General features: G+C 72.3%; 16 protein-coding genes. 15 read left to right on the top strand and 1 reads right to left on the bottom strand.

What is annotated here, in order from left to right; genetic code table 11:
- Window positions 1–84: 84 nt before the first annotated feature.
- The gene (locus K8W59_RS10690) at window positions 85–1902 is read left to right on the top strand and encodes an AMP-dependent synthetase/ligase (RefSeq protein ID WP_223393639.1); all 1818 of its coding nucleotides are present in this window, start codon (window positions 85–87) and stop codon (window positions 1900–1902) included.
- Here the strand turns inward: K8W59_RS10690 and K8W59_RS10685 are convergent.
- Window positions 1893–2957, bottom strand: a complete 1065-nt coding sequence (locus K8W59_RS10685; RefSeq protein WP_223393637.1) for an SGNH/GDSL hydrolase family protein — start codon at window positions 2955–2957, stop codon at window positions 1893–1895. The genes K8W59_RS10690 and K8W59_RS10685 overlap by 10 nt on opposite strands.
- 68 nt (window positions 2958–3025) lie before the next feature.
- On the opposite strand from K8W59_RS10685, the gene hemW reads away from it, so the two are divergent.
- The 14 genes from hemW (at window position 3026) to K8W59_RS10615 (ending at window position 21213) form a co-directional block, all read left to right on the top strand.
- The gene (hemW, locus tag K8W59_RS10680) at window positions 3026–4252 is read left to right on the top strand and encodes a radical SAM family heme chaperone HemW (protein WP_223393635.1); all 1227 of its coding nucleotides are present in this window, start codon (window positions 3026–3028) and stop codon (window positions 4250–4252) included.
- Between the two features lie 127 nt (window positions 4253–4379).
- Window positions 4380–4931, top strand: coding sequence for an ArsR/SmtB family transcription factor (locus tag K8W59_RS10675; protein WP_223393633.1), 552 nt, complete (start codon window positions 4380–4382; stop codon window positions 4929–4931).
- Window positions 4928–6220 (top strand): MFS transporter, encoded by a 1293-nt coding sequence (locus K8W59_RS10670; protein WP_223393631.1) that lies wholly within the window; start codon window positions 4928–4930, stop codon window positions 6218–6220. The genes K8W59_RS10675 and K8W59_RS10670 overlap by 4 nt, the downstream gene beginning before the upstream one ends.
- A gap of 115 nt (window positions 6221–6335) precedes the next feature.
- Window positions 6336–8123, top strand: a complete 1788-nt coding sequence (locus K8W59_RS10665) for an ABC transporter ATP-binding protein (RefSeq protein ID WP_223393629.1) — start codon at window positions 6336–6338, stop codon at window positions 8121–8123.
- Window positions 8120–9937: an ABC transporter ATP-binding protein gene (locus tag K8W59_RS10660; protein ID WP_223393627.1), complete on the top strand. Its 1818-nt coding sequence runs from the start codon at window positions 8120–8122 to the stop codon at window positions 9935–9937. Before K8W59_RS10665 ends, K8W59_RS10660 begins: the two co-directional genes overlap by 4 nt.
- Window positions 9934–10293: a phosphoribosyl-AMP cyclohydrolase gene (gene hisI / locus K8W59_RS10655; RefSeq protein WP_223393625.1), complete on the top strand. Its 360-nt coding sequence runs from the start codon at window positions 9934–9936 to the stop codon at window positions 10291–10293. The genes K8W59_RS10660 and hisI overlap by 4 nt, the downstream gene beginning before the upstream one ends.
- Window positions 10290–10844 carry a Trp biosynthesis-associated membrane protein gene (locus tag K8W59_RS10650; protein ID WP_223393623.1) on the top strand — a complete coding sequence of 185 codons (555 nt, stop codon included), beginning with the start codon at window positions 10290–10292 and terminating at the stop codon, window positions 10842–10844. The genes hisI and K8W59_RS10650 overlap by 4 nt, the downstream gene beginning before the upstream one ends.
- A gap of 78 nt (window positions 10845–10922) precedes the next feature.
- Entirely contained in the window at window positions 10923–11129 is a 207-nt protein-coding gene (locus tag K8W59_RS10645) for an HGxxPAAW family protein (protein WP_223393621.1), read from the top strand.
- Window positions 11130–11258: 129 nt separating this feature from the next.
- Window positions 11259–12041: an indole-3-glycerol phosphate synthase TrpC gene (gene trpC / locus K8W59_RS10640; RefSeq protein WP_223393619.1), complete on the top strand. Its 783-nt coding sequence runs from the start codon at window positions 11259–11261 to the stop codon at window positions 12039–12041.
- A complete protein-coding gene (gene trpB, locus K8W59_RS10635) occupies window positions 12038–13351 on the top strand; it encodes a tryptophan synthase subunit beta (protein WP_223393617.1) in 1314 nt (437 codons plus the stop codon). The genes trpC and trpB overlap by 4 nt, the downstream gene beginning before the upstream one ends.
- Entirely contained in the window at window positions 13348–14139 is a 792-nt protein-coding gene (gene trpA / locus K8W59_RS10630) for a tryptophan synthase subunit alpha (RefSeq protein WP_223393615.1), read from the top strand. The genes trpB and trpA overlap by 4 nt, the downstream gene beginning before the upstream one ends.
- Window positions 14136–15011, top strand: a complete 876-nt coding sequence (gene lgt, locus K8W59_RS10625; protein WP_223393614.1) for a prolipoprotein diacylglyceryl transferase — start codon at window positions 14136–14138, stop codon at window positions 15009–15011. The genes trpA and lgt overlap by 4 nt, the downstream gene beginning before the upstream one ends.
- Before the next feature lie 168 nt (window positions 15012–15179).
- Window positions 15180–19748, top strand: coding sequence for a glutamate synthase large subunit (gene gltB / locus K8W59_RS10620; RefSeq protein ID WP_223393612.1), 4569 nt, complete (start codon window positions 15180–15182; stop codon window positions 19746–19748).
- Complete coding sequence (locus tag K8W59_RS10615) at window positions 19741–21213, top strand: glutamate synthase subunit beta (RefSeq protein ID WP_223393610.1); 1473 nt, start codon at window positions 19741–19743, stop codon at window positions 21211–21213. Before gltB ends, K8W59_RS10615 begins: the two co-directional genes overlap by 8 nt.
- The last annotated feature ends 167 nt before the right edge of the window (window positions 21214–21380 follow it).

The raw sequence follows: 21380 nt of genomic DNA, 5'->3' as shown, positions 1-21380 counted from the left end.
CGCGGCCCGGCGATTCCCTACCGCTGCGTAACGTCGTGATCTAAGTTACTCCGCAACACCTGCCCCGCCGAGGAAATGAGCCGTATGTCCGCGCAGATCGACTCCAGCTTCGTCGACCGACTCCCCGCCAACGTCGCCGTCCAGTTCCTCGACCGGGTGCAGAAGTCCCCCGAGCGCGAGGCCTTCCGCTTCCCGCACGGGGAGGCCTGGGAGTCCGTGACCTGGCAGGAGGCCGGAGAGCTGGTCTCCCGACTCGCCGCCGGGCTGATGGCGCTGGGGGTCGAGCACGAGCAGCGGGTCGGCATCGCCTCGGGCACCCGATACGAGTGGGTCGTGGCCGACCTCGCGGTCATGTGCGCCGGCGCGGCCACGACGACGGTCTACCCGACCACGAACGAGGAGGACACGGCGTACATCCTCGCCGACTCCGAGTGCCAGGTCGTCTTCGCCGAGGACGACACGCAGATCGCCAAGCTGCAGGCGCGGCGCGAGCAGATCCCCTCGGTCCGCAAGGTCGTCGTCTTCGACGGTGCGGCCGACGGCGACTGGATCATCACCTTGGACGACCTCACCAAGCTGGGCGAGGCCTACCTCGCCGAGCACCCGGGGATCATCGACGCCACCGCGCAGTCGATCCGGCCCGACCAGCTCGCCACCTTGATCTACACCTCCGGCACCACCGGGCGGCCCAAGGGCGTGCGACTGCGGCACAGCTCGTGGGTCTATGAGGGCGAGGCGATCCGCGCCCAGGGCATCCTCACCGAGGACGACCTGGAGTTCCGCTGGCTGCCGATGGCGCACTCCTTCGGCAAGGTCCTGATGTCCACCCAGATGGCGTGCGGCTTCCCCGCCGCGATCGACGGTCGGGTGGAGAAGATCGTGGACAACCTCGGGGTCGTCAAGCCGACCTTCATGGGCGCCGCGCCGCGGATCTTCGAGAAGGCACACGCCCGGATCGTCACGATGCAGGCGGCCGAGGGCGGGGCGAAGGAGAAGATCTTCCTCAAGGCCTTCGAGGTCGGCAAGCAGGTCGACCAGCTGCGTCGCGAGGGCAAGTCCGTCCCGCTGCCGCTCAAGGCGCAGCACGCGCTGTTCGACCGGCTGGTGTTCGCCAAGGTGCGTGACCGCTTCGGTGGGCGCGTGCGGTTCTTCATCTCCGGCGCCGCCGCGCTCAACCGCGACATCGCCGAGTGGTTCCACGCCGCCGGCATCACGATCCTCGAGGGCTACGGCCTCACCGAGACCTCGGCCGGCTCGTTCGTGAACCACCCCGACGACTACCGCTTCGGCACCGTCGGTCCGGTCTTCGCCGGCAGCGAGGTGCGCATCGACGAGAACGGCGAGGTGCTGATCAAGGGGCCGGGCGTGATGGACGGCTACCACAACCTGCCCGAGGAGACCGCCAAGACCCTGACCGACGACGGCTGGCTGCGCACGGGCGACAAGGGCGAGCTGGACGCCGACGGCAAGCTGCGCATCACCGGCCGGATCAAGGAGCTCTTCAAGACCTCCGGTGGCAAGTACGTCGCGCCGCCGGCCATCGAGTCGAAGTTCAAGGCGATCTGCCCCTATGCCAGCCAGTTCATGGTGTTCGGCAACGAGCGCAACTTCGTGGTCGCGCTGATCACCCTGGACCCCGACGCCATCGCCGGCTGGGCGGAGGAGAACGGCGTCTCGGGCGACTACTCCGCGATCGTCGCGCACGAGAGGACCCGCGCGATGGTGGGGGAGTACGTCGACCGGCTCAACGCCTCCCTCAACCGCTGGGAGACGGTCAAGAAGTGGGAGCTCCTCGACCACGACCTCAGTGTCGAGTCCGGCGAGCTGACCCCGTCGATGAAGGTGAAGCGCAACGTGGTGGAGACCAACTACCGCGACACCATCGACGGCTTCTACTCCTGACCGGCGCTCCAGCGCTCGGCCTGGGCCCGGCTGAGGGCCCGGTCGACCCGGTCGATGCTGGCCCGGGAGCCCAGGTCGACGCCGTGCGCCCGCGCGCCGCGACGGGCGTCGGCCGAGCGGAGGTCGGGCGCGTGCACCGTCTCGTCGCCGATCGACCCGTCGGCCTCGGCGTAGCCGCGCTGCTGGGCGGCGAGCTCGGTCGCGCTGCTGCGGGCCTGACGGCGGACCGTCCGGGTGACCGCGGTCGTCGTACCCGTCAGCACCGGTGACACGGTCGGGGTGTAGCCGGAGGCTTGGCCCGCGCGGTTGGGGTGGTAGGACTCGACGACCGGGTAGGAGAGGCCGTTGATCCACTCGACGTCGTCGCACACGGCGTGTCCGACGAAGCGGGACGTCGGGTCGGCGAAGCGGACGCCGGCGTTCGTGGCGGCGGTGCGGGTGACGGCGTTGAGACGATCCGCGGTCGCGTTGAGCGCCGCCTCCTCCTCGGGGGAGAACCAGGTCCCGGCGTTGCAGTCCTCGCCGTTGAAGATCCGCGGGTAGCCGGCGACCACGACCGTCGCCTGCGGTGAGCGCGTGCGGATCTTGCCGTAGAGGCCGGTGAGCGCGGACGGGAGCGTGGTGTCGATGTAGCGGCGCGCGCCCTCGATCGCGCCGAAGCAGTCGCTCATCCACGCCGGCTGGGCGCACTCGGTGAGCACGTCGGCGAACCCCGCGTCGTTGCCGCCGACGGACACCGAGACGTAGCTCGTGCCGCTGGTGAGCGCGCCGAGCTGGGTCGCGGCGACGTCGGGGACGGTCGCTCCCGAGCAGGCACGGAAGTTGAGCGCGTAGCCCCGGGCGGCGGCGATCAGGCTCGGATAGGCGTAGGTCGAGCGCAGGCAGTCGGTGCCGTCGTCGATGTAGCTGCGGGTGCCGGTGCCGCTGGAGTAGGAGTCGCCCAGCGCGACGTAGGACGGCGCGGCGGCCTGGGCGGCCGGCATTGCTGTGGCGGCCGCGACGGCGGCGGTGGTGGTGAGGCCGGCGAGGGTGCCGAGCAGAGTGGTACGGCGCACGATGGCTCCTGTCCCGAGACGAGTGTGATGCCGGCCACAGTAGCCGTCCGGGTGCTTGGATGGGAGTCGTGCCGTCCACCCCGCCGCCCGGCGATCCCGCCCCCGCGGACGGCTCGCTCCCGACGGCGGCGCTCGCCGAACTGGGCCGGCGGCCGTTCGGCGTCTACGTGCACGTGCCGTTCTGCTCGGTGCGGTGCGGCTACTGCGACTTCAACACCTACACCGCCGAGGAGCTCGGAGGGGCCGACGCTCCCCGCGGCGCGTCGCGGTCGACGTACGCCTCCGCCGTGGTCGACGAGCTCGTCCTGGCCCGCCGTGTGCTGGGGGACGGTGCGCCCGAGGTGGAGACGGTGTTCTTCGGCGGGGGTACGCCGACCCTGCTGCCCGCCGCCGACCTCGGGGCCGTGCTCGGCGCGCTGCGCGACGGGTTCGGGCTGGCGGCGGATGCCGAGGTCACGACCGAGGCGAACCCGGACAGCGTCACGCCGGAGTCGCTGGCGACCCTGCGGGAGGCGGGGTTCACCCGGGTCTCGTTCGGGATGCAGTCCGCCGTGCCGCACGTGCTGCGCACGCTGGACCGGACCCACGACCCCGAACGGGTCCCCGTCGCGGTGGAGTGGGCGAGGGCGGCCGGCTTCGACGAGGTGAGCCTGGACCTGATCTACGGCACGCCGGGGGAGTCGCTGGCCGACTGGTCGGCGTCGCTGGACGCCGCGCTCGCCTCGCAGCCCGACCACGTGTCGGCGTACGCGCTGATCGTGGAGGACGGGACGGCGCTGGCCCGCCGGGTGCGCCGCGGTGAGATCGCCACGCCCGACGACGACCTGATGGCCGACATGTACGAGGCCGCCGACGAGCGGCTCGGCGCGGCCGGGCTCGGGTGGTACGAGCTGTCGAACTGGGCCCGCCGTCCCGAGAGCCGGTGTCGGCACAACGAGCTGTACTGGACCGGTGCGGACTGGTGGGGCGCCGGGCCGGGCGCGCACTCGCACGTCGGCGGCGTGCGGTGGTGGAACGTGCGCCATCCGGCCGCCTATGCGGGGCGGCTGGCCTCGGGCTCCTCGCCCGCGCAGGCGCGCGAGGTGCTGGACCCCGAGACGCGCCGGGTGGAGCGGGTGCTGTTGGAGTCCCGGCTGCGGGAGGGCCTGCCGCTCGACGTGCTGGCCCCTGCCGGGCGCCGGGCGGTCCCCGGTCTGGCCGATGCCGGTCTGGTGGCCGTCGGCGACGACCGCGTGACCCTCACCCTGCGCGGCCGGCTCCTCGCCGACGCCGTGGTCCGCGACCTGGTCGACTGACCCGCCGAGTCGGCGCCAATTTACCTCGAGTCGGCGCTTGTTGACCCCGAGTCGGCGCATGTTGGCAGGGGCGGAGATATACAAGAAGTCTTGTACAGAAGGTGAGGCGTCTTTAGCGTCGCCCCCCATGGAGAGCATCGAGACGCTGCGGGCAGTGCACCATTCGACCCGGCGCCGGATCATCGAGTACCTCTTCCTGCACGGTCCGAGCCAGGTCGGCACCCTGGCCGCGGAGCTGGACCAGCAGGTCGGCAGCATCAGCCACCACCTTCGGATCCTGGAGCGCGTCGGGGTCGTGGCCCGGGCTCCCGAGCTGTCGACGGACGGGCGGACCAGCTGGTGGCGCCTGACGCGCGGTGGCTTCGCCTGGGCGCCCGACGACTACTCCGACTCGCCGGCTGACCGGATGCAGGCCAAGGCGGCCGAGCGAGCCAGCATCGATCACCAGCTCGGCCGCCTCGCGGCGTGGAAGCGCAGGCAGGACGGGGACACCGAGGAGTGGCGCCGAGCTGCCTTCAGCAACGACATGATGGGACGGGCGACGCCGGAAGAGCTCAGGGAGCTCTCCGAGCTGATCACAGCGACCTGGCGAGCCTGGCGTGAGGCGATCGATCTCGAGGACGGTCAGGAGAGACGGCCGGTCTTCTTCTTCACCCACGGCTTCCCGTTCCGGCCATGACGGGGACAACTGGCGCCGACTCGGGGGAAACAAGCGCCGACTCGGGGGTTTCGGTTCCGAGGTTCCGGCGGGACCGGCGGGTGCATGGGTGGCTGGTCGCCAAGGGGGTCTCCGACGCCGGCGACGCCGCCTGGATGATCGCGCTGGCCTGGACGGCGATCCAGCTCGCCAGCCCCGCCGTGGCCGGGTTGGTGGTCGCGGCCGGCGCGATCCCGCGAGCCGCCGTACTCCTGCTCGGCGGCGTCGCCGCGGACCGGTTCGACACGTTGCGCGTGCTGCGCACCGTGACTGCGATCCGGATCGGCGTCCTCGCGGCCGCCGCCGTCACGACCCAGGCCGTCGGTGTCTCGGTGCCGCTGCTGATGGCTGTCGCGGTGGCGTTCGGCGCGTGCGACGCGGTCTTCGAGCCGGCGTCGGCGACCCTGGCGCGGCAGCTGGTGCGGACGAGCGACCTGTCGGCGTACACAGGAGCGTCCCAGTCCGCCGCCCGGCTCGGCACGATGCTGGGGGCGGCATCCGGCGGCGTGCTGGTGGCCGTCGGCGGGTTCACCGCCAGCGTGCTGCTCAACCTCGGCACCTACCTGGTGGTGCTCGCCTATCTCCTGGCCGTGCTCCGCGTCAGGTTCCCCTCGCCGCGGGCCGAGCCGACTCCGGTGCTGCGCAGCATCGCGGCCGGGTTCGGGTATCTCCGTCGGGACCGGCGGGCACGCACCCTGGTCCTGACCCTCTCCGGGCTCAACCTGGCCATCGGGCCGGCGCTCGGCATCGGTGTCGCGCTCCGCGTGCAGGGGTCCGGTTGGGGAGCCGAGACCCTGGGGGTGCTGCAGGCGCTGGTGGGGCTGGGGGCGCTCATCGGCGCCGCGACCCTCATGGTCTGGCGGCCCCGGCGTGAGGCATCCCTCGGCTTCGGCCTCCTGCTGGCGCAGGGGCTGGCGATCGTCGCCATGGCGGTCCCGGCGCCCGTGGCGATCGGGGCCGCCTGCCTGATCATCGGCATCACCGCCGGTGCGGCGTCTGCGCTGCTGTCGGCGGTGTTCATCCGGTCGGTGGACGAGTCCTACCTCGGCCGGCTCGCCTCGATGCAGCGGCTGGGCGACGACGTACTCATGCCGGCGGCCATGGCCGGGTTCGGCGCGCTGGCCTCCGGGACCTCGCTCGCGGTCGCGTTCACGGCGTACGGCGGCGCCATGGCGCTGCTGATGCTGCGGGCGTTGATCCGGGTGGAGGTGGACCCGGCCCCGGTGAACAAGCGCCGACTGGGCGGATGGGGGGATGGGGGGAGTGGGTGAGTTGACCTCGAGGGGGCTTGAGGTCCCAGACTGCCGAGGGATTCGTGACCTGTCGGCGGCCCGGCATACGCTGGCCGGCGGTCGGGTGAAGGCAGGCTGAGAGGGCGGAGTGCGCGTGGCGAAGGACACCGGGGACGAGACGGTCGTCCGGGGCTCGACCACCGCCGAGGGCTTCAAGGTCCTCGGGCACGCGATCCGCCGTGAGCCGTGGATCTTCACCCTCTCCACGATCGGGGCGGCCCTGTTCGGCGTGCTCACCGTGGCCGACGCCTGGGTCCTGGGCTGGTCCACGGAGAACGTGCTGATCCCCGCCTTCGAGGAGGGCCGGGTCGACGCCTCCATGCTGTGGCTGGTGCTGGCGCTATTCGTCGGGGTGGCCATCCTGCGCGCCGTCGGCATCGTGGCGCGCCGCCTGGGCGCCGGCGTCATGCAGCTCCGCATGCAGGCGCACACGCGCCGGGCCGTGACCCGGCAGTACCTCACCCTCCCGATGGAGTGGCACCAGCGGCACCCCACCGGGCAGTTGCTCTCCAACGCCTACTCCGACGTCGAGGCCGCCTGGATGCCGATCGCGCCGCTGCCGATGGCGCTGGGCACCGTGGTGATGATGGTCGTCGCCATCGTCCAGATGCTCATCGCCGACGTGGTGATGGCGCTGGTCGGCCTGCTCGTCTTCCCCGCCGTGGTCATCGTCAACCTCGCCTACCAGCGTCTCACCTCCCCGCTGATGACCCGGGCGCAGGGGCTGCGTGCCGAGGTCAGCGAGATCGCGCACGAGTCCTTCGACGGCGCGATGGTCGTCAAGACGCTCGGCCGGGAGCGCGAGGAGACCGAGCGGTTCGCGGAGAAGGCGCACGAGCTGCGCGACGTGAACATCCGCGCCGGCCGCTACCGCGCCGCCTTCGACCCGACGCTCGCCAGCCTGCCGAACGTCGGCGTCCTCGTCGTCCTCGCGGTCGGCGTCTCGCGCGTGCTGAGCGGCGCCACCGACCCGGGCGACGTGGTGACCGTGGCCTACCTGCTCACCATCGTCTCCTTCCCGATCCGCGCGATCGGCTGGCTGCTGGGGGAGTTCCCCCGCTCGGTCGTGGGCTTCCGCCGTACCCGGAAGGTGCTGGAGGCCACCGGCGCGATGGAGTACGGCGCCTCCGCGCTCCCCGACTCCCGGACGGGCGCGCGGCTCGAGGTCGACCGGCTGGCCTACGCCTACGACCCCGCGACCCCGCTGCTGCGCGACGTCTCCTTCACCGCCGAGCCCGGCCGCACGGTCGCCCTGGTGGGCGCGACCGCGTCCGGCAAGAGCACGCTGACCAGCCTGCTGATGCGGCTGGTCGACCCCGACGGCGGGGCGGTGCGGGTCGACGGCCGGGACCTGCGGGACCTGCGCAAGGGCGCGCTCGCCGACGGCGTGGCCGTCGTCCCCCAGACCGCGTTCCTCTTCGACGACAGCGTCCGGGAGAACGTCACCCTGGGCGCCGACCTGAGCGACGAGGAGGTGTGGGCCGCGCTGCGGACCGCGCAGGCCGACGGGTTCGTCGCCGCGCTGCCCGACGGGCTGGACACCGAGCTGGGGGAGCGCGGCACCTCGCTCAGCGGCGGCCAGCGCCAGCGGATCTCCCTGGCCCGTGCGCTCGTCCGGCACCCGCGGCTGCTGATCCTCGACGACGCCACCTCGGCCGTCGACCCGGAGGTCGAGGCCCGGATCCTGGCCTCCCTGCGCGACGGCGAGGACGACACCACCCTGGTGGTCGTCGCCTACCGCAAGGCCACGATCGGGCTGGCCGACGAGGTGGTGCACCTCGACGAGGGCCGGATCGCCGCACGAGGCACGCACGCGGAGCTGCTGAGCGTCAGCCCGGACTACGCCCGGCTGGTCAACGCCTATGAGGAGGCCCCGCAGTGAGCGCGACGTCCGGCACCCGGATGGAGTCCGGCGAGCAGATCGGCGCCATGGCGACGATCCGCCGGGGCATGGCCGTCTCCCCGGAGCTGCGTGAGGGGCTCGGGGTCACGCTGCTCCTGGCGGTCCTGTCCGCCTGCGGCCAGGTGGTGGTCCCGATCGCGGTGCAGCAGACCCTGGACAACGGCCTCGGCGGGCCGGAGGGCGCCGACGTCGGCTTCGTGGTGCGGATGGGGCTGCTCGCGGCCGCGGCGATCGCGGTGACCAGCTGGGCGTCGTACCTCATGACCAGCCGGCTCTTCCGCACCTCCGAGCGCGGCCTGGCCACCCTGCGGATCAAGGCGTTCCGGCACGTGCACGACCTGCCGCTGCTCACCCAGAACACCGAGCGCCGCGGGGCCCTGGTCTCCCGGGTCACCTCGGACGTGGACCAGGTCAGCCAGTTCCTGGTCTTCGGCGGGCTGATCCTCGTGGTCAGCATCGGGCAGATGCTGGTGGCCACCGTGGTGATGGCGACCTACAGCTGGCAGCTGACCCTCGTGGTGTGGGTGGCGTTCCTGCCGCTGTTCGCCTCGATCCGCTGGTTCCAGCAGAGGCTCTCGCACGCCTACACCGTGGTCCGGCAGCAGGTCGGCGTGCTGCTCGGTGCGATCTCCGAGCCGGTCGTCGGTGCCGCCGTGGTGCGCGCCTACTCGGTGGAGGACCGCACCCAGGACCGGATCGACACGGCGATCGACGAGTTCAAGGCCGCGAGCGTGCGGGCGCAGAAGTTCACCGTCACCTCCTTCTCCCTGGGCGGTCTGTCCGGCGGGCTCGCCAACGCCGGCGTGATCATCGTCGGCGTCCTCCTCGGTACGGCGGCCGGCCTCACACCCGGCAAGATCCTCGCCTTCGCCTTCCTGGTCACGCTCTTCGTCGGCCCGGTCCAGATGGGCACCCAGATCCTCACCGACGCCCAGAACGCGATCGCCTCCTGGCGGCGCACCCTGGGCATCCTGGAGACCCCGGCCGACCTGGTCGACCCCGGGCCCGACGGCCACGAGCTGCCCCGCGGTCCGGTCGACGTGACCTTCGACCGCGTCACGTTCGCCTACCCCGGCGGGCCGCCCGTGCTGGTCGACGTCGACGAGCACCTCGACGCCGGCACCCGGGTCGCGATCGTGGGGGAGACGGGCTCGGGCAAGTCCACCTTCGCCAAGCTGCTCACCCGCCTGATGGACCCCTCGGAGGGGGCCGTGCGGCTGGACGGGATCGACCTGCGCGACGTGCGCCAGGAGTCGCTGCGCCGCAGCGTGGTGCTGGTGCCCCAGGAGGGCTTCCTGTTCGACGACACGATCACCGCGAACGTGCGCTACGGCCGACTGGACGCCACCGAGGCCGACATCCGCGCCTCCGCCGACGAGCTGGGGCTCGGCGACTGGCTCGACGGCCTGCCGAGGGGCCTGGTGACCCGGGTCGGCCAGCGCGGGGAGTCGCTGAGCGCGGGGGAGCGCCAGCTCGTCGCGTTGCTCCGGGCCCACCTCGCCGACCCCGACCTGCTGGTCCTGGACGAGGCCACGAGCGCGGTCGACCCGCGGCTGGAGATGCGGATCGGCCGGGCATTGGAGCGGCTGATGCAGGGCCGCACGTCGGTCACGATCGCGCACCGCCTCAGCACTGCGGAGGCCGCCGACGAGGTGCTCGTCGTGGACCGCGGACGCGTGGTGCAGCGTGGGCCGCACGCGATCCTGGCGGGCCAGGAGGGCAGCGTCTACGCCGGCCTCTACGCCTCCTGGGTGGCCCAGCTCGCCACCCCCGCGGGAGAATCGACGACGTGACCGACCTCGACCCCGCGATCGCCGCCCGGCTCACCCGCAATCCCGACGGCCTCCTGCCCGCCATCGTGCAGCAGGAGGGCACCGGGGAGGTGCTCATGCTCGCCTGGATGGACGACGAGGCGCTCCACCGCACCCTGACGACCGGCCGGGGGACCTACTGGTCCCGGTCGCGTCAGGCCTACTGGGTCAAGGGCGAGACCTCGGGCAACACCCAGAGCGTCCGCGAGGTCCGGCTGGACTGCGACGGCGACACCCTGCTGGTCGTCGTCGATCAGGTGGGCGCGGCGTGCCACACCGGTGACCGCACCTGCTTCGACGCCGGGCTGCTGGAGCCCGGAGCGGCGGAGTCGGCGTGAGGCCGGGCCTGCGACCGACCCTGGTCGTCGGGCTGCTCGGCGCGGGGGCCGTGGCGCTCGCCGCGGGCCGCGACCTCGCGACCCTGACCAGCGGCCCCGACCCCGCCGTACCCGTGCCGGAGTCGGCCGGGTCCTCGCCCGCCGCACAGGCCCTCGCCCTGGTGGTGCTGGCCTGCTGGGGCGTCGTCCTGGTCTCCCGCGGCATCTTCCGCCGCGCCATCGCCGTCCTGGCGCTCCTGATGTCCCTGGGCACGCTGGCGGTCCTGGTGGCCGGTGCCTGGTCCTTCCCCGACGCGCTGGAGGCGGCCTACCTCGACCTGGGCGCGGAGTCGGAGGCGCGGCTGAGCGTCTGGTACGCCCTGGCCGTCGTCGGCGCCCTGGCCTCGGTGGCCGCGACCGCGGGTGCCGTGCTGGGCACGCCCGGCTGGCCGGAGATGGGCCAGCGGTACGACGCCCCGGGCTCGGCCGAGGATCGTCCCATCGACCCCGACGAGGCCACCAGCACCGAGCTGTGGCGCGCCATGGACGAGGGTCGCGACCCCACGGACTGATCGACGCCCTACACTTCTCATCGCGGGCGCCGACCACCACGGGCCCGTCTGGAGTACGACGAGCAAGGAGCAGCCACGATGTCCCAGGGGTCCCACCACGGCAACACTCCCGCGGCGTGGACGGCGGTGGGCGTGGCCACCCTCGGCTCGGTCGTGGGCGCCGTCGGCCTGCTGCTCTCCCCGGTGAACATGCTGCTGTTCTGGATCGGCATCGTGCTGATGGTGCTCGGCCTGCCGGTGTTCTTCATCATGACCCGGATGGGCCTGGGCGAGCCGCAGCGCTGAGCCCGCACCGACCCCGCACGGTCCTCTCGGGCGGACGCTCGGAGTCGCCGCTGGACCGGCGTGAGAGGCTGGCACCGCGCAGCGTCGCGCGATGAGCCCGCACCGGAAGTGAAGAAGGAAGTATCCCCTGTGTCCGTGCTCGACGACATCGTCGCCGGGGTCCGGGACGACCTGGCCGCGCGGCAGGCGCGCCTGCCGGTCGCCGACCTGCGCGCCGCTCTGGCCGACGTCGACCCGCCCCGCGACCCGATGCCGCAGCTCCGCGAGCCCGGCTCCAGCGTCATCGCCGAGGTCAAGCGCCGCAGCCCGAGCAAGGGCGACCTCGCCGCCATCCCCGACCCGGCCGAGCTGGCCCGACGCTACGCCGCCGGAGGTGCCGCGGCGATCAGCGTGCTCACCGAGCAGCGCCGCTTCGGCGGCAGCCTGGAGGACCTCCGCGCCGTCCGTGCCGCGGTGGACACCCCGCTGCTCCGCAAGGACTTCATCGTCGAGGACTACCAGCTGATCGAGGCCCGGGCCGCGGGTGCCGACCTGGCACTGCTCATCGTGGCGGCGCTGGACGACGACACACTGCGGCGCCTCTACGACCTCGCGGGGGAGCTGGGGCTGACCGCGCTGGTCGAGGTGCACGACGAGGCCGAGACCGAGCGGGCCCTCGCCCTCGGCGCGGAGCTGGTCGGCGTGAACGCGCGCGACCTGACCACCCTGGCGATCGACCAGGACACCTTCGGACGACTGGCCCCGTTGCTGCCGGAGTCGGTGGTCAAGGTGGCCGAGTCGGGGATCTTCTCCGCGGCCGACGTGCAGCGGCACGTCGATGAGGGCGCCCGAGCGGTGCTCGTCGGCGAGGCGCTGGTGAAGGAGGGCGACCCGGAGCGGGCCGTCCGTGAGATGACGGGACTGACGCCATGACGGACCGCGGTCTGGACACCCCCGAGCAGCCGGGGCTCGACCTCCCGACGGGAGGCCGCTTCGACGCCGACGAGCACGGCTGGTTCGGCGACCGCTGGGGCGGGCGGTTCATGCCCGAGGCCCTGGTCGCCGCACTGGACGAGCTGACCGAGGCCTGGCAGGACGCGATGGCCGACCCTTCCTTCGTGGCGGAGTTCGAGAAGATCCAGCGGGAGTACGCGGGCCTCCCGAGCCGGCTCTACCACGCCGAGCGGCTCAGCGAGCAGGTCGGCGCCCGGGTGCTGCTCAAGCGCGAGGACCTCAACCACACCGGCGCGCACAAGATCCGCAACGTGCTCGGCCAGGCGCTGCTGACCCGGCGGATGGGCAAGACCCGGGTGATCGCCGAGACCGGAGCCGGCCAGCACGGGGTCGCGAGCGCCACCGCGGCCGCGTACTTCGGCTTCGACTGCACCGTCTACATGGGCGCGGTCGACACTCGACGCCAGGCGCTCAACGTGGCCCGGATGAACCTGCTGGGCGCCAAGGTGGTGCCGGTCGAGTCCGGCAGCGCGACGCTGAAGGACGCCATCAACGAGGCGCTGCGCGACTGGGTCGCCAGCGTCGACCACACGGCGTACCTCTTCGGCACCGCGGCCGGCCCGCACCCCTTCCCGAGCATGGTCCGCGACTTCTGCCGCGGGATCGGCGACGAGGCGCGCGCCCAGTGCCTGGAGCAGTACGGCGTGCTCCCGGACGCCGTCGCGGCCTGCGTCGGCGGCGGCTCGAACGCGATCGGCCTCTTCCAGGCGTTCCTCGACGACGAGGGCGTGGAGGTGCACGGCTTCGAGCCCGGCGGCGACGGGGTCGAGACCGGCCGGCACGCCGCGACGATCCACGCCGGCGCCTCCGGCGTGCTGCACGGCGCGCGGACCTTCGTGCTGCAGGACGACGACGGGCAGACGCTGGAGTCGCACTCCATCTCCGCGGGTCTGGACTACCCCGGCGTCGGGCCCGAGCACGCGTGGCTGGCCGCCAGCGGCCGGGCGACCTACACCCCGGTCACCGACGCCGAGGCGATGGACGCGCTGGCCCTGCTCAGCCGCACCGAGGGGATCATCCCCGCCATCGAGTCGGCCCACGCGGTCGCCGGCGCACTCGAGGTGGCCCGGCGCCTCGGACAGGAGAAGGGGCCCGATGCCACGGTGATCGTCAACCTCTCCGGCCGCGGCGACAAGGACATGAACACCGCCGTGCGGTGGTTCGGCCTCGAGGATCCCGACGAGGTCACCGAGGAGCCGGTCGGCGACCCCGAGGAGGAGGACCGGTGAGCACGACCCCTGCCATCCGCGCGGCGCTCGACGAGGGCCGCAGCACCCTGGTCGGCTACCTGCCCGCCGGCTTCCCCGACGTCGCCGGCTCGATCGAGGCGGTCCGCGCCATGGTCGACGGGGGCTGCGACGTGATCGAGATCGGGCTGCCCTACAGCGATCCGGTGATGGACGGCCCGACCATCCAGGCCGCCGCCCAGCAGGCGCTCGAGCAGGGCATCCACACCACGGACGTGCTGCGCGTCGTGGAGGCGGTCGCGGCGACCGGGACGCCCACCCTGGTGATGACCTACTGGAACCCGGTCGAGCGGTACGGCGTGGACCGGTTCGCCGCCGACCTCGCCTCCGCGGGCGGTGCGGGCCTGATCACGCCCGACCTGACCCCCGACTATGCGCCGGAGTGGATCGCCGCCGCCGATGAGCACGACCTGGACAAGGTCTTCCTGGTCTCGCCGAGCTCGACCGACGAGCGGATCGCCATGACCGTGGAGGCCTGCCGCGGGTTCGTCTACGCCACCGCCGTGATGGGCGTGACCGGCGCCCGCACCACGACGTCCGACCTGGCCGGGCCGCTGGTCCGCCGTACCCGCGCGGCGACCGACCTGCCGATCGGCGTGGGCCTGGGCGTGAGCAACGGCGACCAGGCCGCCGAGGTGGCGTCGTACGCCGACGCGGTGATCGTCGGCTCCGCCTTCGTGCGGGCGCTGCTGGACGCCGGGGACGCGCCCGAGGGCCTGCGGGCCGTCGCTGCCCTGGCGCGCGACCTGGCGGACGGCGTCCGCCGGTGACGCCCCTGCTGACGGCACTGGCCATCCCCAGCCCGGACCAGGGGACCTGGTACCTCGGACCGCTGCCCATCCGCGCCTACGCCCTGGCCATCATCGCCGGGATCGCGGCCGCGATCTGGATCGGCGAGCGCCGCTGGGTCGCTCGCGGCGGGCGGCCGGGAGACGTCAGCGACCTGGCCCTGTGGGCGGTGCCGTTCGGCGTGGTCGGCGGCCGGCTCTACCACGTCATCACCGACTACCAGCTCTACTTCGGCCCCGGACGCAACCCGTGGGACGCGCTGGCGGTGTGGAACGGCGGCCTGGGCGTGTGGGGGGCGATCTCCCTGGGCGCGGTCGGCGTGATCATCGGCTGCCGGCAGAAGGGCATCCGGCTGCTGCCGATGCTGGACGCGATCGCGCCCGGCGTGCTGATCGCGCAGGGGATCGGCCGCCTGGGCAACTGGTTCAACCAGGAGCTCTACGGCCGGCAGACCGACCTGCCGTGGCGGCTGGAGATCGACCAGTTCGACGCGGCCGGGAACGTGGTCGGCCAGACCTACCACCACCCGACCTTCCTCTACGAGCTCCTGTGGTGCTTCGCGGCGTTCGCGGTCGTGGTGTGGGCCGACCGCCGGTTCCGACTCGGGCACGGTCAGGTCGCGGCGCTGTACATCATGGCCTACACGGCCGGACGCGGCTGGATCGAGATGCTGCGGGTGGACGACGTCCAGATGAACGACGTCCTGGGCCTGCGCCTGAACGTGTGGACCTCGATCGTGGTCTTCGTGCTCGCCGCCGCCTGGTTCCTGTGGTCGCGGCGCACCCATCCGGTGCGCGAGGAGCAGGTCTACGACGAGGGCCGGGAGCCCCAGCCCGCGGCCGACACGGAGTGAGATCGCCGTCTCCCTTTGTGGGATAGCCCCGGTCGCGACTGCGGCCGCGGGTGATAGATTCAAGGCTCCGCTGTCGGGCCAACGCTGTCCCTGCCGCGTCCCACGACCGCCACGGTCGCCGCCGTCTCCCTCGTCGGAGGCGCAGCGCGCACCGCCGACGACGGGAGAATGCCAGCGATGAACGCGTTCCCGCCGCACCGCCCCGCCCAGGGGCTCTACGACCCCCGGTTCGAGCACGACGCCTGCGGCGTCGCGTTCGTGGCCACCCTCACCGGCGAGCCGAGCCACACCATCGTCGCCCAGGCGCTCGAGGCCCTGCGCAACCTGGAGCACCGCGGGGCCGCCGGCGCCGAGCCGAACTCCGGTGACGGCGCGGGCATCCTGATGCAGGTCCCCGACGCGTTCCTGCGCGAGGTCGTCGACTTCGACCTCCCGGCTGCCGGCACCTACGCCGTCGGCACCGCCTTCCTGGCCGGCGACGAGGAGACCGTGGCCGCCAGCCGCGCCCGGATCGAGGAGATCGCCGCGGAGGAGGGCCTCGCGGTCCTCGGCTGGCGCGACGTCCCGGTCAACCCCGAGATCCTCGGCGCCACCGCGCGCAGCGTGATGCCGGTCTTCAGCCAGCTCTTCGTCGCCGGCGCGGCCCAGCGCGTGGGCGGGATGGCGCTGGAGCGCCAGGCCTTCTGCCTGCGCAAGCGGGCCGAGCGGGAGACCGAGACCTACTTCCCGACCCTGTCCGGGCGCACCATGGCCTACAAGGGCATGCTCACCACCGAGCAGCTGGACCACTTCTACCCCGACCTGGTCGACGAGCGCGTGGCCTCGGCGATGGCGGTCGTGCACTCGCGCTTCTCCACCAACACCTTCCCCAGCTGGCCGCTGTCCCACCCGTTCCGGTTCATCGCCCACAACGGCGAGATCAACACGGTGATGGGCAACCGCAACTGGATGCGGGCCCGGGAGGCGCTGCTCGCCTCCGACCTGATCCCGGGAGACCTGGAGCGGCTCTTCCCGATCTGCACCACCGGGGCGTCGGACTCCGCCTCCTTCGACGAGGTGCTCGAGCTGCTGCACCTGGGCGGCCGGTCGCTGCCGCACTCGGTCCTGATGATGATCCCGGAGGCGTGGGAGAACCACGCCGAGATGGACGAGCGGCTGCGGAACTTCTACGCGTTCCACTCGATGCTGATGGAGCCGTGGGACGGCCCGGCGTGCGTGGTGTTCACCGACGGCAGCCAGATCGGCGCGGTGCTGGACCGCAACGGCCTGCGTCCCTCGCGCTACTGGGTCACCGACGACGGCCTGGTGGTGCTGGCCTCCGAGGTCGGCGTCCTCGACCTGGACCCGTCGACCATCGTCCGCAAGGGCCGGCTCCAGCCGGGCCGGATGTTCCTGGTCGACACCGAGGAGCACCGCATCATCGAGGACGAGGAGATCAAGTCCGAGCTGGCCGCCGAGCACCCCTACGACGAGTGGCTGCACGCCGGGCTGGTGCATCTCGACGACATCCCCGAGCGCGAGCACATCGTCCACACCCACGCCTCGGTCACCCGGCGCCAGCAGATCTTCGGCTACACCGAGGAGGAGCTGCGGGTCCTGCTGACCCCGATGGCCTCCACCGGCGCGGAGCCGATCGGCTCCATGGGCACCGACACCCCGGTGGCGGTCCTCAGCGAGAAGCCACGGCTGCTCTTCGACTACTTCACCCAGATGTTCGCCCAGGTGACGAACCCGCCGCTGGACGCGATCCGCGAGGAGCTGGTCACCTCGCTGTGGGGCTCGATCGGCCCGGAGGCGAACCTGCTGGAGCCGACGCCGGCCTCCTGCCGGCAGGTGGCGCTGCCGTTCCCGGTCTTCGACAACGACGACCTGGCCAAGATCCGGCACATCAACCGCGAGGGCGACATGCCCGGCTTCCAGGTGCACATCGTGCGCGGCCTCTACGACGTGGAGGGCGGCGGCGAGGCGATGGCGGCCCGGCTGGACGAGCTGTGCGCGGAGGTCTCGGAGGCGATCGCCGACGGCGCGCGGATCATCGTGCTCTCCGACCGGCACGCCACCCAGGAGAAGGCGCCGATCCCGAGCCTGCTGCTCACCGCGGCGGTCCACCACCATCTGGTCCGGGAGAAGACCCGCACCCGGGTCGGGCTGCTGGTCGAGGCCGGCGACGTCCGCGAGGTGCACCACGTCGCCCTGCTCATCGGATACGGCGCCGCCGCGGTCAACCCCTACCTGGCCATGGAGTCGGTGGAGGACCTCGCCCGCGACGCCTACTACGTCACGGTCGAGCCCGAGCTCGCCGTACGCAACCTGATCAAGGCGCTCGGCAAGGGCGTGCTCAAGGTGATGTCGAAGATGGGCGTCTCCACCGTCGCGTCCTACACCGGCGCGCAGATCTTCGAGGCGGTCGGGCTCTCCCAGGAGCTGGTCGACCGCTACTTCACCGGTACGACGTCCCGCCTGGGCGGCGTGGGCCTGGACGTGATCGCCGAGGAGGTGGCACGCCGGCACGCCGTCGCCTACCCCCGCTCCGGTCTCCAGCCCTCGCACCGCGAGCTCAAGATCGGCGGGGAGTACCAGTGGCGCCGCGAGGGCGAGCCGCACCTGTTCGACCCCGACACGGTCTTCCGGCTGCAGCACTCGGCCAGGCAGCAGCGCTACGACATCTTCAAGGAGTACACCTCCCGGGTCGACGGGCAGTCCGCGCGACTGATGACGCTGCGCGGCCTGTTCCGCCTCAAGGGGGCCGAGGAGGAGGGCCGTCAGCCGATCGACATCGACGAGGTCGAGCCGGTCAGCGAGATCGTCAAGCGCTTCTCCACCGGCGCGATGTCCTACGGCTCGATCAGCCAGGAGGCGCACGAGACCCTGGCGATCGCGATGAACCGGCTGGGCGCGAAGTCCAACACCGGCGAGGGCGGCGAGGACCCCGAGCGGCTGCACGACCCGGAGCGCCGCAGCTCGATCAAGCAGGTCGCCTCGGGCCGGTTCGGCGTGACGGCGGAGTACCTCACCAACTCCGACGACATCCAGATCAAGATGGCCCAGGGCGCCAAGCCGGGCGAGGGCGGGCAGCTGCCCGGCAACAAGGTCTACCCGTGGGTGGCCAAGACCCGGCACTCCACGCCCGGAGTCGGCCTGATCAGCCCGCCGCCGCACCACGACATCTACTCCATCGAGGACCTGGCGCAGCTGATCCACGACCTGAAGAACGCCAACCCACAGGCCCGGGTCCACGTGAAGCTGGTCTCCGAGGTCGGCGTCGGCACGGTCGCCGCGGGCGTCTCCAAGGCGCACGCCGACGTGGTGCTCATCTCCGGCCACGACGGCGGCACCGGCGCCTCTCCGCTGACTTCGTTGAAGCACGCGGGCGGCCCGTGGGAGCTCGGCCTGGCCGAGACCCAGCAGACGCTGCTGCTCAACGGCCTGCGCGACCGGATCGTCGTCCAGACCGACGGCCAGCTCAAGACCGGGCGCGACGTGGTCATCGCGGCGCTGCTCGGTGCGGAGGAGTACGGCTTCGCCACCGCGCCGCTGGTCGTGTCGGGCTGCATCATGATGCGGGTCTGCCACCTGGACACCTGCCCGGTGGGCGTGGCCACGCAGAACCCGGTCCTGCGCGAGCGCTACTCCGGCAAGGCCGACTACGTCGTCACCTTCTTCGAGTACATCGCCCAGGAGGTTCGCGAGCTGCTCGCCGAGCTGGGCTTCCGCTCGCTGGACGAGGCGATCGGCCAGGTGGAGTCCCTCGACGTGAGCCGGGCGGTCGACCACTGGAAGGCCGACGGGCTGGACCTGGCGCCGATCCTCTACAAGCCGCAGCGCGAGGGCGAGTTCGGCCAGTTCGCGGGCCAGGACCTGCGGCGTACCAAGTCTCAGGACCACGGCCTGGACAAGGCCCTGGACAACGAGCTGGTCGAGCTGTGCGAGCCCGCCCTGGAGCGAGGCGAGCCGGTGCGCGCGCAGCTGACGGTGCGCAACGTCAACCGGACCGTGGGCACGATCCTCGGGCACGAGCTGACCAAGCGGCACCGGGGCGAGGGCCTGCCCGACGGCACCATCGACCTGACCTTCACCGGGTCGGCGGGCCAGTCCTTCGGCGCGTTCCTGCCGCGCGGCATCACGCTGCGCCTGGAGGGCGACGCCAACGACTACGTCGGCAAGGGGCTCTCCGGCGGCCGGATCGTGGTCCGGCCCGACCGCGAGGCCGTCTTCGAGGCCAGCGACCAGATCATCGCCGGCAACGTCATCTGCTACGGCGCCACCGAGGGCGAGGCGTTCCTCCGCGGACAGGTGGGGGAGCGGTTCTGCGTCCGCAACTCCGGCGCCACCGCCGTCGTCGAGGGGGTGGGGGACCACGGCTGCGAGTACATGACCGGCGGCAAGGTCGCCATCCTCGGCCCCACCGGCCGCAACTTCGCGGCGGGGATGAGCGGCGGCTACGCGTTCGTGCTGGACCTCGACGAGCAGCGGGTCAACCGCGAGCTGGTCGAGCTCGGCCCGGTCAAGGAGGACTACGCCGAGGAGCTGGAGACGATGGTGCGCCGGCACGCGGAGGAGACCGGCTCGCCGGTCGCCCAGGCGCTCCTGGAGGAGTGGCCGGCCGTGGTCGATCGTTTCACCCTCGTCATGCCCACCGATTTCAAGAAGGTCCTGGACGCCCGCGCCGACGCCCTCGCCGAGGGGCTCGCGGAGGACCAGGTCGACGCACGCATCATGGAGGTGCTCCATGGCTGACCCCAAGGGTTTCCTCAAGCACGGCCGCGAGGTCGCCACCCGCCGCGAGGTCGCCGAGCGGGTGCAGGACTGGAACGAGGTCTACCCCGACGGCATCGGGCGCGCCCTGCTGCCGATCATCTCGACCCAGGCCGGTCGCTGCATGGACTGCGGCATCCCGTTCTGCCACCAGGGCTGCCCGCTGGGCAACATCATCCCGGAGTGGAACGACCTGGTCTGGCGCGACGACTGGGACGAGGCGATCGAGCGGCTGCACGCCACGAACAACTTCCCGGAGTTCACCGGGCGGCTGTGCCCGGCGCCTTGCGAGACCGCTTGCGTGCTCGGGATCAACCAGGAGCCCGTGACGATCAAGAACGTCGAGGTCGCGATCATCGACCGCGCCTGGGAGTCCCGTGCCGTGCGACCGCAGCCGCCGGAGTGGCTCTCGGGTCGCACGGTCGCGGTGGTCGGCTCCGGCCCGGCCGGCCTGGCCGCCGCCCAGCAGCTCACCCGGGCCGGTCACACGGTCGCGGTCTATGAGCGGGCCGACAAGATCGGCGGGCTGATGCGCTACGGCATCCCCGAGTTCAAGATGGAGAAGAAGCACCTGGACCGCCGGCTGGACCAGATGCGCCGCGAGGGCACGGTCTTCCGGGCCGGGGTCGCCGTCGGCACCCCCGACGGGCTCAGCGTGGACCAGCTGCGGGACCGCTACGACGCCGTCGTGCTCGCCATGGGCGCCACCGAGGCCCGCGACCTGCCGGTCGACGGCCGCGAGCTGGACGGCATCCACCAGGCGATGGACTACCTGCCGCAGGGCAACCGCGCCTCGCTGGGCGAGGAGGTCGAGGACCAGATCGTGGCCACCGACCGCGACGTCGTCATCATCGGCGGCGGCGACACGGGCGCGGACTGCCTGGGCACCGCGATCCGGCAGGGGGCGCGGTCGATCACCCAGCTGGAGATCATGCCGCAGCCGGGCGAGGACCGGCCCGCGCACCAGCCGTGGCCGACGTACCCCATGCTCTTCCGGGTGTCCTCCGCGCACGAGGAGGGCGGCGACCGGGTCTACGCGGTCTCGACCAAGGAGTTCCTGGGCGACGACCAAGGCCGGGTGCGGGGGCTGCGGCTGATCGAGGTCTCCTTCGAGGACGGGAAGCTGGTCGAGCACGAGGGCACCGAGCGGGAGATCCCCGCGCAGCTGGTGCTCTTCGCGATGGGCTTCACCGGACCCGAGCGGCCCGGCCTGGTCGAGCAGCTGGGCGTGGAGCTGGACGAGCGCGGCAACATCAAGCGCGACGAGCAGTACGCCACCAGCGTGGACGGCGTCTTCTGCGCCGGCGACGCCGGCCGCGGCCAGTCGCTCATCGTGTGGGCGATCGCCGAGGGTCGGGCCGCCGCCGCGGCGGTGGACGCCTACCTCACCGGGTCGACCAACCTGCCCGCGCCGATCCCGCCGTCGGCGCGCCCGCTGACGGTCTGAGTCGGCGGCTGCGCCGTACCTCGTCCGCGCGTCCTCGCCGGGCGGTCGGGCAGCTTGTCGAGAGTTCGGCCGGCTTGTGGAGTGCTCTACCCCTCGACAAGCTGACCGAACTGTGCGTGACATGGGGCGCGGGCGGGGCGATCCAACCTTGGAACGATCCAACACCT

This window comes from Nocardioides rotundus, from assembly GCF_019931675.1.
GTDB lineage: Bacteria > Actinomycetota > Actinomycetes > Propionibacteriales > Nocardioidaceae > Nocardioides > Nocardioides rotundus.
Note: the sequence above shows the minus strand (reverse complement) of the source record. Positions and strands in the feature narration are given on the sequence as shown.

Excerpts from the sequence above, each read along its gene's own strand:
- K8W59_RS10690 (WP_223393639.1), top strand. The coding sequence starts at position 85 with ATGTCCGCGCAGATCGACTCCAGCTTCGTCGACCGACTCCCCGCCAAC.
- K8W59_RS10675 (WP_223393633.1), top strand. The coding sequence starts at position 4,380 with ATGGAGAGCATCGAGACGCTGCGGGCAGTGCACCATTCGACCCGGCGC.
- K8W59_RS10670 (WP_223393631.1), top strand. The coding sequence starts at position 4,928 with ATGACGGGGACAACTGGCGCCGACTCGGGGGAAACAAGCGCCGACTCG.
- K8W59_RS10645 (WP_223393621.1), top strand. The coding sequence starts at position 10,923 with ATGTCCCAGGGGTCCCACCACGGCAACACTCCCGCGGCGTGGACGGCG.
- trpB (WP_223393617.1), top strand. The coding sequence starts at position 12,038 with ATGACGGACCGCGGTCTGGACACCCCCGAGCAGCCGGGGCTCGACCTC.
- gltB (WP_223393612.1), top strand. The coding sequence starts at position 15,180 with ATGCCAGCGATGAACGCGTTCCCGCCGCACCGCCCCGCCCAGGGGCTC.
- K8W59_RS10615 (WP_223393610.1), top strand. The coding sequence starts at position 19,741 with ATGGCTGACCCCAAGGGTTTCCTCAAGCACGGCCGCGAGGTCGCCACC.